Genomic DNA, 13623 nt, shown 5'->3' on the forward strand with positions numbered 1-13623 from the left:
AGGCCTCAAGCACCGGACGCCGGCACCAGGCGATAGAGCCCCACATCGATCAGGCCGGCGCGGAATCCCGCCTCGCAATACGCCAGATAATAATCCCATAGCCGGCGGAAGCGGGGCGGGAAGCCCTGGGCCTGGATGTCGGCCCAGGCGGCATGGAAGCGGCGACGCCATTCCGCCAGGGTGCGGGCGTAGCTGTCGCCAAAGGTTTCCGCCCCGTCCAGTCGCAGCCCGGCCGCCGCCGCCTCCCGCGCAAGGCGGCCGGGGGGCGGCAGCATGCCGCCCGGGAAAACGTGGCGCTGGATGAAGTCGACATTGCTGCGGTAATGCTCGAAGCGGGCATCGTCGATGGTGATGACCTGCAGCACCGCCACCCCGTCATCGGACAGGCGCTGGCGCAGCGTCCGGAAATACAGTGGCCAGTAGCGTTCCCCCACCGCCTCCAGCATTTCGATGGAAACGATGCGGTCGTAGGTGCCGGTGACGTCGCGATAGTCCTGCAGGCGCAGATCCGCGCGGCAGCCCAGATCGGCCTCGATCAACCGGTCCTGCGCCGCCGCCAGCTGGGCGGGCGACAAGGTCAAGCCGGTGACATGGCAGCCTTCGCGCGCGATCCGTTCCGCCAAGCCACCCCAGCCGCAGCCGATCTCCAGCACCCGCTCCCCGCCGCTGATGCCCAGCAGCTGGACGATGCGGTCCAGCTTGACCGCCTGCGCCGCCTCCAGCGATTGATTGGGAGACGTATAGAGAGCGGAGGAATAGGCCATGCCCTGGTCCAGCCAGCGGGCATAGAAGTCATTCCCCAAATCATAATGGGCGATGATGTTGCGGCGGCTGCCGGCCCGGGTGTTGGCGCGGCCGCGATGCAGCAGCCGGTTCATCATGCGGGCCAGCGGCGTACCGGCCATGGCGCCGTCCAGCCGCGAAATGTTGCGCGCCGCCAGTTCCAGCAAGGCCGGCAGGTCGGGGCTGGACCAATCGCCATCGGCATAGGCCTCGGCGAAGGCGATGTCGCCGCCCAGCGCCAACCGCCGCACGGCGCGCCAGCGATGGAGTTCCAACACGCCCTCGGGCCCAGGCTGCGCCGCCCGCCGCGTCAGCCGAGTGCCGTCCGGCAACCGCACCGTGACCTGCCCCACCGCCAGCCGCGCCATCAGGCGCGACACCAGGGCGGCAGGCAGCCGTTGCAGGGATGGGGATGAGGCCACGGGGGTGGGAGAGACGTCCAATGACATGGGTGGTGAAGTCCTAGAGGCCAGGGTCGGCGGAGGTGACGATGGTGACGGAGCGGGGCGGCGGCGGCGGGCTGGACCGGAAGCCGACCCCCTTCAGCCACAGCTTCAGGGCCTGCCAGTGGATCGCGGCCACGACCTTCCAGGTCAGCAGCGGCTGCGCCACCCAAGCAACCAGGACGCCGACATCAGTCAGCGCCAGGCGCCGCCCGCTGAAGCAGGCCGACAGAATGGGCGCGGACCGACCGTCCCGGTCCTCGCCAGGGCGCACCTGAATGGCAACGGTCAAGCGCTCTGCGGGCGGGGACACACGGAACTCATACCGCGCGTCCATGTCCAGGAAGGGAGAGACATGAAGGTGTTTGGTGCAGTGCTGGCGCACCACGCCATCGGCGGTGGCCTGGGCATCCACCGGGATGACGTAGCTGTGCCGCAATCCAAAGGTGTTGTTCACCTCATGCACCAGGGCGCAGAGCGTGCCGTCGCGGCGATGGCAGAAATAAATGCTGATGGGGTTGAAGACGTAGCCCAGGACGCGGGGCATGCACCATAGCCGGATCGCGCCGCCGTCGTACCCCGCTCCGGCCTCGGCCAGCAGGCCCGCCACCTGGTCCGCTAGGGGCCTGCCGGAACCGTCCCCATGATCCGCGTCATGAAAGGACAGCAGATTGAAACTGTTGTGGGAGAAAAGCCGAAGCCGCAGGTGCAGGGCCGGCAGCTCATCCAGGTCCAGAAGCATGGACCAGACGCGATAACGCAAATGGTGGCGGCGCGGCCAGGTGCGGCGGTGGGCCACCCAGCCCCGGTAGAGGCCGCTGTGGCCGGACATTGGGACGCCGGGGTTCTCTGCATCCGCCAAGTCCGCATCCATGTCCGACATCGGCCCCATGCCTCCCACGCCCGGCAGTAAAAGCTTGTGCCCCCTATACGCGCCAGGGTGAATGCTGGATCAGTCGCTACAGCGGCTGATCCAAATCCGCCGTGGTTCGTATAGAGTGGCATGCATGACGCTCGCACCCTTCGAACCGCATCCCCCCGCCGCCGGCCATCGACCGGCCGGCTCGGCATGTCCTGGCCCCGGCCGGGGGACGGCCGCTTGACCGGCGGTGGAGATGGTATCCTGCCGGAAGGCCGCGCCGCGGCCGGCGCCACGGCTGGCACGGTCGTGTTGGAGGATGTGCACGCCCGCCACCTGCGGGCCATCGCCACACAGGGCGACCGCGCCGCGTTCTCGGCCCTGTTCCGGCATTATGCCCCCCGTATAAAAAGCTATCTCCTGACCACCGGCCTGCCGTCCATGGAGGCGGAGGAGCTGGCGCAGGAGGTTATGCTGACCGTCTGGCGCAAGGCGGCCATCTTCGACCCATCCCGCGCGCGGGCCGCCACCTGGATCTTCACCATCGCCCGCAACCTGCGCATCGACGCGGCGCGTCGCAGCCGCGCGGCGGAGGCCGCCGTGGCGCAGGAAAGCCTGACGCCGTCCGAGCCTGAGCCGGCGGACGACCTGTTGTCCGCGGCGGAGGCGGCGGACCGCCTGCGCGCCACCCTCGACACCCTGCCCCCGGATCAATTGGCGGTCGTGCGGCTTTCTTTTTTTGAAGACGCGCCGCACCCGGACATCGCCCGCCGCCTGGGTATTCCACTGGGGACGGTCAAGTCGCGCCTGCGCCTGGCCATGGCCCGCCTGCGCGGCGTGATCGATCCCGGGGGGACTGAACGATGATCGCTGCCATGCGCCCACCCCCCTCCCTGCCCTGCCCCACCCACCATCCCGACGCCGAGCTGCTGTCGCGCCACGCGGCCGGCACGCTGGCCGATGGCCCCGCGCTGGTTGTGGCCACCCATCTGGACTTCTGCCCCGTCTGCCGCCACCAGGTGCGGGTGTGGGAAGCGCTGGGCGGCGCCCTGCTGAACAGCCAGCGTCCCGTGGCGCTGGCCGATGACGCGCTGGAGCGTACGCTTGCCCGGCTCGATGGCGGCCGGCTGGAAGGTAAATGGCCGCCTGCGGACATGCCCGTCCTCGACGCCGATCCGGTGCTGCCCCCCGCCCTGCGTCGCCAGCGCCTGGGCCCCTGGCGCTTCGTCGCACCCGGCATCCGGGGACGCGCGGTGCGGGTCGACCCCGCCCAGGGCTACAAGGTCATGCTGTTCCGTGTGGCGGCGGGCATGGCCATACCCATGCACGGCCATCGGGGCCAGGAATACACCTGTGTCGTCGACGGCGCCTTCAGCGACGTCTTCGGCCGCTTCGCCTCCGGCGACATGGCGGCGGTGGATGCCAGCGTGGATCACCAGCCGCTGGCAGAGCCGGATGGCGATTGCCTGTGCCTGATCGCCGTGCGCGGTCGGCTGCGCATCCACAGCCTGCTGGGCCGCCTGGTCCAGCCGCTGGTCGGGCTCTGACCCTTGGCGCCGGCCATCCTGCTGGCGGCGGTGGCACTCGGGCAGTGCGCCGCCATGGCGCTGGCCTGGGCCATCCAGCGGCGGACCCGCCAGTCCGGCTGGGTGGACGCCTGCTGGTCCATAACCGTGGGCGCGGGCGCCCTGGCCGCCGTGCTGGCGCCGGTGGACGGGGCGCCTGCCAGCCCCCGGCAGATATTGGTGGCGACGCTGGTGGGACTCTGGTCGGCGCGGCTGGCCGCCCATATCGCCGTCCGCACCCGGGGTGGCGGTGACGATCCGCGATATGCCGAGTTGATGCGGGTCTGGGGTCCGAAAGCCGCCATGCGCCTGTTCTGGTTCCTGCAAAGCCAGGCGCTGGCCGCGGCGCTGTTGACGATCACCGTTTACGCCGCCGCCCGTAACCCAGCGCCCGGCCTTGGCGGCGGGGACGTTCTGGGCGCGGTGGTGCTGCTGGCGGGGATCGCCGGCGAAGGGGTGGCCGACGCCCAATTGGCCCGCTTCCGCCGGCGGCCCAATGCCCACGGGCGCGTGTGCGACGCCGGACTATGGCGCTGGTCGCGCCATCCCAACTATTTCTTCGAATGGCTGGTGTGGCTGGCCTACCCCTGCTTCGCCCTGACGCCGGGGCCGGAAGGGGTTTGGCCGTGGGGTTGGCTGGCGCTGATCGGCCCCGTCCTGATGTACGTGCTGCTGGTCCATGTCTCTGGACTGCCGCCGTTGGAGGCGCACATGGCGCGGTCGCGGGGGGCCGCGTTCGCTGATTATCGCCGGCGCACCAGCGCCTTCTTCCCTTGGCCGCCACGGCCGGACACGGAATAGATCCTTGACCATCCGCCGCGCCTCGGGCGATTAGCTGACCCTGGGGATCGACGGGGGTCGACCGCCCTGGGGACACCACATCGGGGGACGGCATGCGCGACGGGAAGAAGTTGGGGGTCGCCTTGGCCCTGGGCGCCGGTCTGGCGCTGGGCGGCTGTTCCAGCGAGGAGCCGATGGGCCCCGGCCCCGACCAGAAGATGTTGCAGGCCGCCTGCGCCTTGGAACTGCACACCACGCGCCCCACCGGCACCGACGTGCTGACCATGTACCGCATCGAATTGCCGCTGACGCCGGTGGACGTACGCCGTGTCGAATCCACCGTCCTGGCCGATGGGCGCGACACCTATTACGTGCGCGCCAAGTTCAACGGCCAGGTCTGCATCGGCGGCGACGTCACCCTGGTGTCATTGGCGGGCGGCAAGGTGCATGTTCACTATGAGATCGCGGATCTGGCGCATCTGGACATGATGGGAAAGCCCATCTTCGTGCGCCTGACCCTGGACGATACCTTCGACTACACCCCCGGCCAAATCGTGAACCGCACAGCCGGCGGCAACCATTATGGATTCTTGCTGAAATAAAGGGCAGCGGCGCAGCCGGCCGCCGCCGCCACGGCGGTCAGAATCGTGCCCCACGCCATATCCAGCGCGCTCAGCCGGGCGGACCATAGGCGCAAGGTGGCGTGGTTGGTAAGGTCGTACGTGCCATAGGTGAGAAGACCGAACACCGCGCCGCGCATCAGCGCCTGCATCAGCGGTGCCTCCGATCGCGTCGCCGGTTCCACACAAAAGAAGATGATGCCGCCCGCCATGAGCAGGTAGAACACGGCAGCCGGCCCCAGGCGCGGCTGGGGTGCCACCATGTCGCCCATCACCTGGCGGTAAAACCCAACCATGCGGGTCAGCCAGACGGCATCCAGGGCCAGGAAGGCGATAAGGGTCGCCGCGTAGATCGCGGCCTGGCGCAGCACTGGTCCCAAGGCCTTTTCCTCCCCGCAAAGCCAAAAAGAAAAACGCCCCGCGCCTGGGCACGGGACGTTTCTCAATACGCGTCGGCGATGCGGATGGATCAGCCCGGCGCTCACCGGACCGGCGAGCGGGTCAGCGACTTGATGCGGCCACGCGGGTTGCCGGACATGGCGGCGATTTCGCGGTCCTGCGCCTCGATGATGGCGCGGGCGGGCTCGTCACCGTCCAGGCCGCCCAGTTCGGACGAGGGGACGCGGCGGTTGGACGACCGCGAACCATCGTCATACAGGACGTCGAACAGGACGAATTCGCTGACGGACTTGGATTTCGGCTTGCTGCTGCGGCCCATGGGGACCTCCTCTTCCTAAAGAACCATCACAACTCAGGCGTGGTACGGCTCAGCGGCGGCGACGCGGGCGGTTGCGATCCTCGCGCGCCGGCTGCTGCTGGTCTTCGTTGGCGTTCAAGGCCGCCACGAAACTGGAGAACTGGGTGCCACGACCATCCTGGACGGGGCGTGGCGCGGCCGGACGGGGGGCGTTCGGACGCTGCCCCTGCGGCTGGGCCGGACGCTGGCCCTGGGGACGGGCTTGCTGCTGCTGGCGGCCACCTTCAGGCCGTGCGCCCTCGGGGCGCGGACCCTGGCCCTGCGGGCGGTTGCCCTCGGCGCGAGGACGCTGACCGTCGGCACGGGCGGGCCGCTGGCCGTCGTTACGGGCGGGCCGCTGGCCCTGGGGCCGAGCCTCCGCCTGGCCCTCGGCGCTGCGCTGGCCGCGGGGCTGCCCGCGACCGCCATTGCCGCCGCCGTTGCGCGGCTGGCGGGCCGGCAGGGGCGGACGGCTCACCGGGGCGGCGGCGGCCTGGGGCGTGGCCTCGGGCCGCTCACCCACCGGGATGGACTTGCGGATCAGCTTCTCGATATCGCGCAGGTAGATGCGCTCATCCCCGTCGGCCGTGCACAGCGACACGGCAACGCCGGAGGCGCCGGCGCGGGCGGTGCGGCCGATGCGGTGGACATAGGTCTCCGGCTCGTTGGGCAGCTCAAAGTTCACCACGTGGGTGACGCCGTCCACGTCGATGCCGCGCGCCGCGATGTCGGTCGCCACCAGCACCCGGACGGTACCGGCGCGGAAACCGTCCAGCGCCTTCTGCCGGGCGTTCTGCGACTTGTTGCCGTGAATGGCGGCGGCCTCGATGCCCGCCTGCTCCAGCTGGGCCGACACGCGGTTGGCGCCATGCTTGGTGCGGGTGAAGACGATGCTGCGCTGCATGCCGGCATCGCCGCGGATCAGGTCGACCAGCACGTGGCGCTTTTCCGCCGCCGGCACGAAGATGACCTTCTGCTCGATGCGCTCCGCCGTGGTGGAAACGGGCGTGACCTCGACCCGCAGCGGGTCGCGCAGCATCTTGCCCGCCAGTTCCGACACGTCGGCCGGCATGGTGGCGGAGAAGAACAGCGTCTGCCGGTTGACCGGCAGCTTGGCCATGATCTTCCGCAGGCTGTGGATGAAGCCCATGTCCAGCATGCGGTCGGCTTCGTCCAGCACCAGCACCTCGACCTTGTCCAGGCGCACGTGGCCCTGGGTCATCAGGTCCAGCAAGCGGCCGGGGGTGGCCACCAGGATATCGATGCCGTTGGCCAGCGCCTTCACCTGGCTGCCCTGGCCGACGCCGCCCAGGATGACGGTGTGGCTGAGCTTCAGGCCCACGCCGTAGTTGGTGATGCTCTCGCCGATCTGCACCGCCAGCTCACGCGTCGGGGTCAGGATTAGGGCGCGGGGCATGCGCAGCGGCAGGGCCGACGGGGCGGCCCCCAGGCGCTGCAGGATGGGCAGGGTGAAGGCGGCGGTCTTGCCGGTGCCCGTCTGGGCGATGCCCAGGATGTCGCGGCCCTCCAGCGCATGGGGAATGGCCCGCGCCTGGATGGGGGTGGCGGTGTGATGGCCCAGCTGGGCCAGGGCGGCCTGAATCTCAGGCCGCAGGGAAAGGGTGTCGAAAGCGGTCAATGTCTTGGAATCCCAGGGCGACGCGCCGGCCGCGTTCGTTTCTCGCGGCCGCGGATCGCGGTCAAGCCCTTGCCCGGGCGCGTGCCGGCAGGCATGTGTCAGAAGGTCGAGTATGCCCTGGGTGCTACAGGGGCGATTTGGCCGCCACCGCTACGCGCCACCCGGGGGATACCGCCAGGCCCAGCGGCCCGGCATGGGAACGGATGATGCCATCCATTCCCTAAGACCGCATAAGTGGCTGTGACCGGTCCCAGGTACAAGGGAAATCGCTCGAAGCCCCCCGAATTGCTGCCATGCCCCGGCGTGGGTGGCCGTTGTCACACAACCGCCAAGCTTGTTCGCCAGGGTGCTCACCCCCCAACGCAGCGACATCGCGTTTGCATGCGCCTACAATTCCCCGTAGAAAAGCCCTGACGGTTCCCGCCCTGACCGGGCGGGATGAAAAGGGAACGCGGTGGGGAATCCCCTCCCCGACGCCGCGGCTGCCCCCGCAACTGTGAACGGCGAGCCCGACACCATCCCCGCGCATGCTATCGCGGCGGGGATCGAAGCCACTGGGAAACCGGGAAGGCGGTGCCAGGGTGATGACCCGTGAGCCAGGAGACCTGCCGTCACGCCGTGGTCACGCACGGGCACATTGGGCGGGGTGCACCAGTGGGGAAAGGGCGCCCGCCGTCCCGGCCGCTTGGGGGATATCCAGGCCGGTGGATGGGCGATCCGGTCTTTGGCCCGTGGTGACGTGTCACGTTGCCAGAGGCCAACAAACATGGGTCGTTTCGTTCCCGGAATAACAACCGCGCTGCTGGTCTTGACCAGCCCGGCGGCCTTCGCCGCCACCGACGATGCCGCCGACACCGCGTCCAACACCGTCGACGACGTGCTGGTTACCGCCGCCCGCCGCGATCTCATCGGCGCCGCCGCCACCTCCAGCCAAGGGGTGGTGGTGAAGGAGGAACTGGAGTTGCTGCCGGCCTACCGTGTGGGCCAGATGCTGGAGACCGTGCCGGGCCTGGTGGTCACCAGCCACAGTGGCGAGGGCAAGGCCAACCAGTATCTGCTGCGTGGCTTCAACCTGGACCACGGCACCGACATGGCCACCAGCGTGGACGGCATGCCGGTGAACATGCGCACCCATGCGCATGGCCAGGGCTACACCGACCTGAATTTCGTGATTCCCGAACTGGCCCGCGGCATCGGCTACACCAAGGGCCCCTACTTCGCGGCGCAGGGCGACTTCTCCGCCGTCGGTTCCATCCAGATGGCTTACCTGGACCAGCTTCCGGCCCAGGTGGCGCTGACGGCGGGCACGCTGGGCTATCAGCGTGCCTTCGCCGCCGGCGCTACGGCGTTGGGCGCCGGCCAGCTGATGGCGGGCGGTGAGCTGGTGCATTATGACGGGCCCTGGGACCATCCGGACAATTTGCGCAAGGGCAATGCCGTGCTGCGCTACAGCCAGGGCGCGCGGGCCGACGGCTTCAGCGTCACGGCCATGTATTACCGTGGCCTGTGGAACGCCACCACCGACCAGCCGGAACGCGCCATCGCGCAAGGCCTGATCGGCCGCTATGGCACCCTGGACCCCACGGATGGCGGCCAGGCGCGGCGCATGAGCCTGTCGGGCACCTTTGCCATGCCGGTGGATGCCGGCTGGCTGGCTGGCGGCGAGGTGACGGCCAACGCCTATGTTATCAACAACCAGCTGACGCTGTGGAACAACTTCACCCATTTCCTGGACAATCCCGTCCAGGGCGACCAGCACGCCCAGGATGAGAACCGCATGGTTGCCGGCGGCGCCATCAGCTACAGCCGTCCCTTGAACCTGCTGGGCCTGGACCATGAGGTGGTCGCCGGCCTGGACACCCGCTTCGACGATGTGCATGTCGACCTGCGGGCGACCCGAGCCCGCGTGGCCTATGCCCAGCTGAGCAACGACAACGTTCAGGAGACCGGCGGCGGCGCCTATGTCCAGGCGACCAGCCATTGGACGCCTTGGCTGCGGACCGTGGTGGGCATGCGGGAGGACTACCTGGCCGCCACCGACCACGGCAGCAACGCCGGCGTGGTGGCGGCCCGCCTGTTCCAGCCGAAGGGCAGCGCCATCGCCACCCTGTGGCAGGGAACTGAGGTCTACCTCAGCGCCGGCCGCGGCTTCCACAGCGACGACGTGCGGGGAGCGTCGCAGGGGAACGCCCCCTTGCTGGCCAAGGCCGATGGCGAGGAGGTGGGCATCCGCAGCACCATCCTGCCCAACCTGACCGCCACGCTGACGGCCTTCCAGATGGATTTCGCGTCGGAGCTGACCTACGACGCCGACGTCGGCCAGACGGAGGCGGGGCGCCCCAGCCGCCGGCGCGGGGTGGAGCTGAATACCACCTACAACCCATTCGGCTGGCTGGAATTCTACGGCAGCGTCGCCTTCAGCCACGCCCGCTATACCGATAGCGATCCAGCCGGCAGCTTCATCCCCGACGCGCCCAAGCTGATCGGCTCGCTGGGGATCTATCTGCGCGATCTCGGCCCCTGGTCAGGTGGCGTGGAGTACCGCTATTTCGGCGCCCACCCGCTGGTCGAGGACAACAGCGTGCACTCGGCGGGCAGCCAGGAATGGAACCTGACGGCCAACTACACGCTGCAAAGCGGCCTGCGCTTCGGCATCGGCCTCTACAACGTCTTCGACAGCAAGGATGACGCCGCCGACTATTATTACACCGACCGCCTGAAGGGCGAACCGGCGGAAGGTGTCGGCGATCTGCACGCCCACCCGCTGGAGCCCCGCTCCGTCCGGTTTACCGTGGCCCAAAGTTTCTGATCACCACAGGTCGGCCAGCCCCTCCTCCATCACCAGATCGGTGGGGGGCTGGCCCTTCCCTTCCATCCAGGCCGGTCCCATCCAGGCCACGGCGGCCGCGTGACCGCTGGACAGGTCGCGCACCCACAGCCGGCAAGCCTGGCCCGCCGGCAGGGAGCCGCCGCCGCGGACCAAGGTCGGGCCATCCGGCGCGATCGCGAAGCTGTCGGTGGGCAACGACAGGCCCAGGCCCAGGGCCTTGATGTAGGCCTCCTTCAGGGTCCAGAAGGTCACCAGATCCCGCCCGCTGCGCCCGGCGGGGCGGGCATCCAGCCAAGCCAGTTCCTCCGCCGCGAACATGGCCGCCGCCAACTCCGCCCCGATGCGGCGTTCGCCGCGCTCCACATCCACGCCTATCCGTGTGCCAACCTCCAGGGTCACGGCACAGGCCACCAGGCCGTCGGTGTGCGACAGGTTGAAATCCAGCCCCACCGGCGCGTCCACCAGACCAGGCTTGCCCTGCGGTGTGAGGGGGGCGAAGGCCAGCGCCGCCGGCGGCCGGCCCAGCAGGCGGCCCAGCCACAGCCGGGCCAGGCCGTGGGCCGCCACATATTCCCGCCGGTTGACCTCGAACACAAAGCGACGGGCCCGCGCCCGTTCCCCCTCATCCAGCAGGGGCCACAGGCGGTCATAGGCCGCGTCATCCAGCGTGCTCAGGGGCAGGGTCCGCAGCAGCGGCATGGTCATCCGTTCAGGCGACAGGGGATCAGAAAGCCCGGCCAGAACAGGCGCCCGGCCGCCCCCTGTCAAGGGCCCGGTCCCCCGGCCCCCAACCGACGCGGTAATCCATATATTGCCCCGCTACGGCTGGGGATATCCCCATCGCCGAAGGTATTGCCGCCCTATCCGGAAAATGATCCCCCGAATCCCCAAGGAACACGGCGTGCGGCCAGCCTGTTGAAGCGCAGCATGACCGTGACCGGAGCCCCGACGACTATGCCCAACCGCCGCAACGCCCGCCGCATCCTGGCCGCCACAGTGGCGCTGGCGACCGTGTCCGCCGCGCTCACCGCCCAGGCGCAGACGGCCGATCCGGCGGGCTGGGGTCCCTTGCTGAGCGTCGGGCCGGTGGTCAGCACCCTGGGCCTGGGGGCGGAGGTCGGTGCCCGCTTCGATGACCGTTTCGGCCTGCGCCTCAACGCCAACGGCTTCAGCTTTTCCGCCAACCACACGGTGCGCGACGTCCGCTATGACGGCGACGCCACGCTGGAGTCCTTCGGCCTGCTGGCCGACCTGCATCCCTTCGGCGACGGCTGGCGCGTAACCGCCGGCGCGCGCCTGAACCTGAACGAGGTCGACCTGAAGGGCACGCCGCGGAACGCCACCTACACCATCCACGGCATGACCTACACCGCCAGCGAGGTCGGCAGCCTGAACGGCAAGATCGCCTTCAACCGCTTCGCCCCTTACGTCGGCGTGGGCTACGAGGGCGCGGTGGCCGACCACTGGCGCTTCGGCTTCGACCTCGGCGCCATGTACCACGGCACGCCCAAGGTCTCCCTCGACGCCAGCGGCCCCGTCACCACCACCCCCGACTTCGAAAGCCGCCTAGAAGCCGAGCGCCAGGAACTGCGCGATGATGTGAAGGACTACAGCTGGTACCCGGTGTTGAGCCTGACGGTGAAGTACGTGTTCTGAAGTGAAACGGGCTGAAACGAAGACGGGCGCCGTCGCCGGCGCCCGCTCCGCTTAAATCTGAACCCCTCGGCCACCTATTTCTGGGCGAGATCCAGCGCCCCGGTCAGGTCGCCCAGGGCCGGGCTGCCGTTGGCGGCCAGGGCGGCGTCGCGCTGCTTGATGCCTTCCAGCTTGGGCAGGTCGAAGCGGCGGGTGATGAAGCGCAGGATGGAGGTGGTGTCGTAGAAGGTGTGGTCGATATAGCCCCTCTTGGCGTAGGGCGAGATGATGATGGCAGGGATGCGGGTGCCGGGGCCCCAGCGGTCGGCCTTGGGCGGGGCCACGTGGTCCCAGTAGCCGCCGTTCTCGTCATAGGTCACCACCACCAGCATGTTCTTCCACTGCGGCGAGGCCTGCAGGTGCTTCACGATGTCGGCGATGTGGGCGTCGCCCGAGGCCACGTCGGCATAGCCGGAGTGCTGGGTCAGGTTTCCCTGGGGCTTGTAGAAGGTGACGGCGGGCAGCGTGCCGGCGTCGATGTCCTTGATGAAGGCCTTGCCCTCCAGCCCGCCGTCGCGCAGGTGCTCCTTGCGCGCCTTCGTGCCCGGGGCGGTGCTGGCGAAGTAGTTGAAGGGCTGGTGGTGGTACTGGAAGTTAGGCACGGGCTCGGCGTTGCCGTGGTCCAGCGTGGCCTGCCAGGCACCGCTGTACCAGGCCCAGCTGACCTTCTTCTGGCTCAGCAGGTCGCCGATGTTGGTCATGGTCTGCGGCGGCAGCGTCGTGGGGTTGGCCGGATCGGCCAGCGCGGGATCGCCGCCCTGCACCGGTTTGTTGGCGCTGGGTTGATAGGGCGGCTGCATGGTGTTCACGGCATAGAAGTCGGGCGTCAGGTTGCCGCTGTTCACGAATTTCGGCACACCCTCGAGGGCTGACTTGGGCGAGTTGGGCGCCAGCGTCAGGCTGACACGGTCGGGTTCCACCACCGAGATCGACCCCTTGGCCGGGCCCTGGTCGGCATGCGGATAATAGGGCGCGCACGAGCAGATCAGGACGAAGTGGTTGAAGAAGGAACCGCCGAATCCGCCCATGAAGAAGTTGTCGGCCAGCGTGTACTGCTGCGCCAGCGTCCACATCGCCTGCTTGGCACCGTCGTAATGGCCCATGACCAGGGCGCCGCTGTCGGCGTAGGCCACGAACCTGTCGTTCTTGCCGCCGTCGATCTGCATCTGGTTCTCGTAGAACCGGTGCACCAGGTCGCGGGTCACAACGCCCTGGCCCAGGTTGAAACCCTTGGGGTCGTCGATGGCGAAGGGCTGGTTGGGCAGATGCTCCGTCTGGGCCTGCGTCACCTCCGGCGTCACGCCGCGGGCGGTCAGGCCCTTCCAGATGGGGGGCAGTTCCTTGAGGACCGACCCGTCGCGGTCGCGCTGCGCCAGGCTGTCCGGCGGGGCGTTGGCGATGCCGTTGGCGCCGGGGAAGGTGCCGTACAGGTTGTCGAAGCCGCGGTTTTCCGCGTAAATCACCACCACGGTCTTTATCTTGTCCAGGCCATCGGCCGGCTTGGCCGCCATCGCCTGGTCACCGAACCCTGCCATGATGCCGGCGGCCAGCGCCACCGCGGCCACACCCTGACGCAAGCTTCCGCTCCGCCCCATGCCCACTGCCATGATGTTCCCCTTCTTCGTCGTTTCGCTTTTGCTGAAGGTCTTATACGCAGACACGAAAAAACACAT

Annotated in this window: 13 protein-coding genes and 1 riboswitch; of the genes, 6 read left to right on the plus strand and 7 right to left on the minus strand. The window is 68.9% G+C overall.

Annotated elements, in window-relative coordinates; genetic code table 11:
• Positions 1–5 precede the first annotated feature (5 nt).
• Both FBZ87_RS10165 and FBZ87_RS10170 read right to left on the minus strand, forming a co-directional pair.
• Positions 6–1232 carry an SAM-dependent methyltransferase gene (locus tag FBZ87_RS10165; RefSeq protein WP_246134329.1) on the minus strand — a complete coding sequence of 409 codons (1227 nt, stop codon included), beginning with the start codon at positions 1230–1232 and terminating at the stop codon, positions 6–8.
• 13 nt (positions 1233–1245) lie between these two features.
• Positions 1246–2109, minus strand: a complete 864-nt coding sequence (locus tag FBZ87_RS10170; protein WP_342780903.1) for a DUF1365 domain-containing protein — start codon at positions 2107–2109, stop codon at positions 1246–1248.
• Between the two features lie 216 nt (positions 2110–2325).
• Between FBZ87_RS10170 and FBZ87_RS10175 the strand changes: the two genes are divergently transcribed.
• The 4 genes from FBZ87_RS10175 (at position 2326) to FBZ87_RS10190 (ending at position 5032) form a co-directional block, all read left to right on the plus strand.
• Complete coding sequence (locus FBZ87_RS10175; protein WP_246134330.1) at positions 2326–2952, plus strand: sigma-70 family RNA polymerase sigma factor; 627 nt, start codon at positions 2326–2328, stop codon at positions 2950–2952.
• Positions 2953–2960: 8 nt separating this feature from the next.
• Complete coding sequence (locus FBZ87_RS10180) at positions 2961–3632, plus strand: ChrR family anti-sigma-E factor (RefSeq protein WP_186454685.1); 672 nt, start codon at positions 2961–2963, stop codon at positions 3630–3632.
• Between the two features lie 3 nt (positions 3633–3635).
• Positions 3636–4451 carry a DUF1295 domain-containing protein gene (locus FBZ87_RS10185; protein WP_211106910.1) on the plus strand — a complete coding sequence of 272 codons (816 nt, stop codon included), beginning with the start codon at positions 3636–3638 and terminating at the stop codon, positions 4449–4451.
• A 92-nt stretch (positions 4452–4543) separates the two neighbouring features.
• Entirely contained in the window at positions 4544–5032 is a 489-nt protein-coding gene (locus FBZ87_RS10190) for a hypothetical protein (protein WP_145610206.1), read from the plus strand.
• Here FBZ87_RS10190 and FBZ87_RS10195 read toward each other — a convergent pair.
• The 3 genes from FBZ87_RS10195 to FBZ87_RS10205 form a co-directional block, all read right to left on the minus strand.
• The gene (locus FBZ87_RS10195) at positions 5011–5421 is read right to left on the minus strand and encodes a DUF2177 family protein (protein WP_246134358.1); all 411 of its coding nucleotides are present in this window, start codon (positions 5419–5421) and stop codon (positions 5011–5013) included. The genes FBZ87_RS10190 and FBZ87_RS10195 overlap by 22 nt on opposite strands.
• A 110-nt stretch (positions 5422–5531) precedes the next feature.
• A complete protein-coding gene (locus FBZ87_RS10200) occupies positions 5532–5768 on the minus strand; it encodes a hypothetical protein (protein ID WP_145610207.1) in 237 nt (78 codons plus the stop codon).
• A gap of 49 nt (positions 5769–5817) precedes the next feature.
• Positions 5818–7425, minus strand: a complete 1608-nt coding sequence (locus tag FBZ87_RS10205; RefSeq protein WP_246134331.1) for a DEAD/DEAH box helicase — start codon at positions 7423–7425, stop codon at positions 5818–5820.
• Between the two features lie 397 nt (positions 7426–7822).
• A riboswitch (cobalamin riboswitch) is annotated at positions 7823–8052 on the plus strand.
• A 139-nt stretch (positions 8053–8191) separates the two neighbouring features.
• Here FBZ87_RS10205 and FBZ87_RS10210 point away from each other — a divergent pair.
• A complete protein-coding gene (locus tag FBZ87_RS10210) occupies positions 8192–10234 on the plus strand; it encodes a TonB-dependent receptor (RefSeq protein WP_145610208.1) in 2043 nt (680 codons plus the stop codon).
• Here FBZ87_RS10210 and FBZ87_RS10215 read toward each other — a convergent pair whose 3' ends face one another.
• Positions 10235–10954: a 4'-phosphopantetheinyl transferase family protein gene (locus FBZ87_RS10215; RefSeq protein WP_186454686.1), complete on the minus strand. Its 720-nt coding sequence runs from the start codon at positions 10952–10954 to the stop codon at positions 10235–10237.
• Between the two features lie 228 nt (positions 10955–11182).
• Between FBZ87_RS10215 and FBZ87_RS10220 the strand changes: the two genes are divergently transcribed.
• Positions 11183–11911, plus strand: coding sequence for a TonB-dependent receptor (locus tag FBZ87_RS10220; protein ID WP_145610210.1), 729 nt, complete (start codon positions 11183–11185; stop codon positions 11909–11911).
• A gap of 74 nt (positions 11912–11985) precedes the next feature.
• On the opposite strand, the gene FBZ87_RS10225 is transcribed toward FBZ87_RS10220, so the two are convergent.
• Positions 11986–13527, minus strand: a complete 1542-nt coding sequence (locus FBZ87_RS10225; RefSeq protein ID WP_425465727.1) for an acid phosphatase — start codon at positions 13525–13527, stop codon at positions 11986–11988.
• Positions 13528–13623: the final 96 nt, after the last annotated feature.

This window comes from Nitrospirillum amazonense, assembly GCF_007828035.1.
Classification (GTDB): domain Bacteria; phylum Pseudomonadota; class Alphaproteobacteria; order Azospirillales; family Azospirillaceae; genus Nitrospirillum; species Nitrospirillum amazonense.

Excerpts from the sequence above, each read along its gene's own strand:
- FBZ87_RS10200 (WP_145610207.1), bottom strand. The coding sequence starts at position 5,768 with ATGGGCCGCAGCAGCAAGCCGAAATCCAAGTCCGTCAGCGAATTCGTC.
- FBZ87_RS10180 (WP_186454685.1), top strand. The coding sequence starts at position 2,961 with ATGCGCCCACCCCCCTCCCTGCCCTGCCCCACCCACCATCCCGACGCC.
- FBZ87_RS10170 (WP_342780903.1), bottom strand. The coding sequence starts at position 2,109 with ATGTCGGACATGGATGCGGACTTGGCGGATGCAGAGAACCCCGGCGTC.
- FBZ87_RS10165 (WP_246134329.1), bottom strand. The coding sequence starts at position 1,232 with ATGTCATTGGACGTCTCTCCCACCCCCGTGGCCTCATCCCCATCCCTG.
- FBZ87_RS10220 (WP_145610210.1), top strand. The coding sequence starts at position 11,183 with ATGACCGTGACCGGAGCCCCGACGACTATGCCCAACCGCCGCAACGCC.
- FBZ87_RS10210 (WP_145610208.1), top strand. The coding sequence starts at position 8,192 with ATGGGTCGTTTCGTTCCCGGAATAACAACCGCGCTGCTGGTCTTGACC.
- FBZ87_RS10190 (WP_145610206.1), top strand. The coding sequence starts at position 4,544 with ATGCGCGACGGGAAGAAGTTGGGGGTCGCCTTGGCCCTGGGCGCCGGT.
- FBZ87_RS10215 (WP_186454686.1), bottom strand. The coding sequence starts at position 10,954 with ATGCCGCTGCTGCGGACCCTGCCCCTGAGCACGCTGGATGACGCGGCC.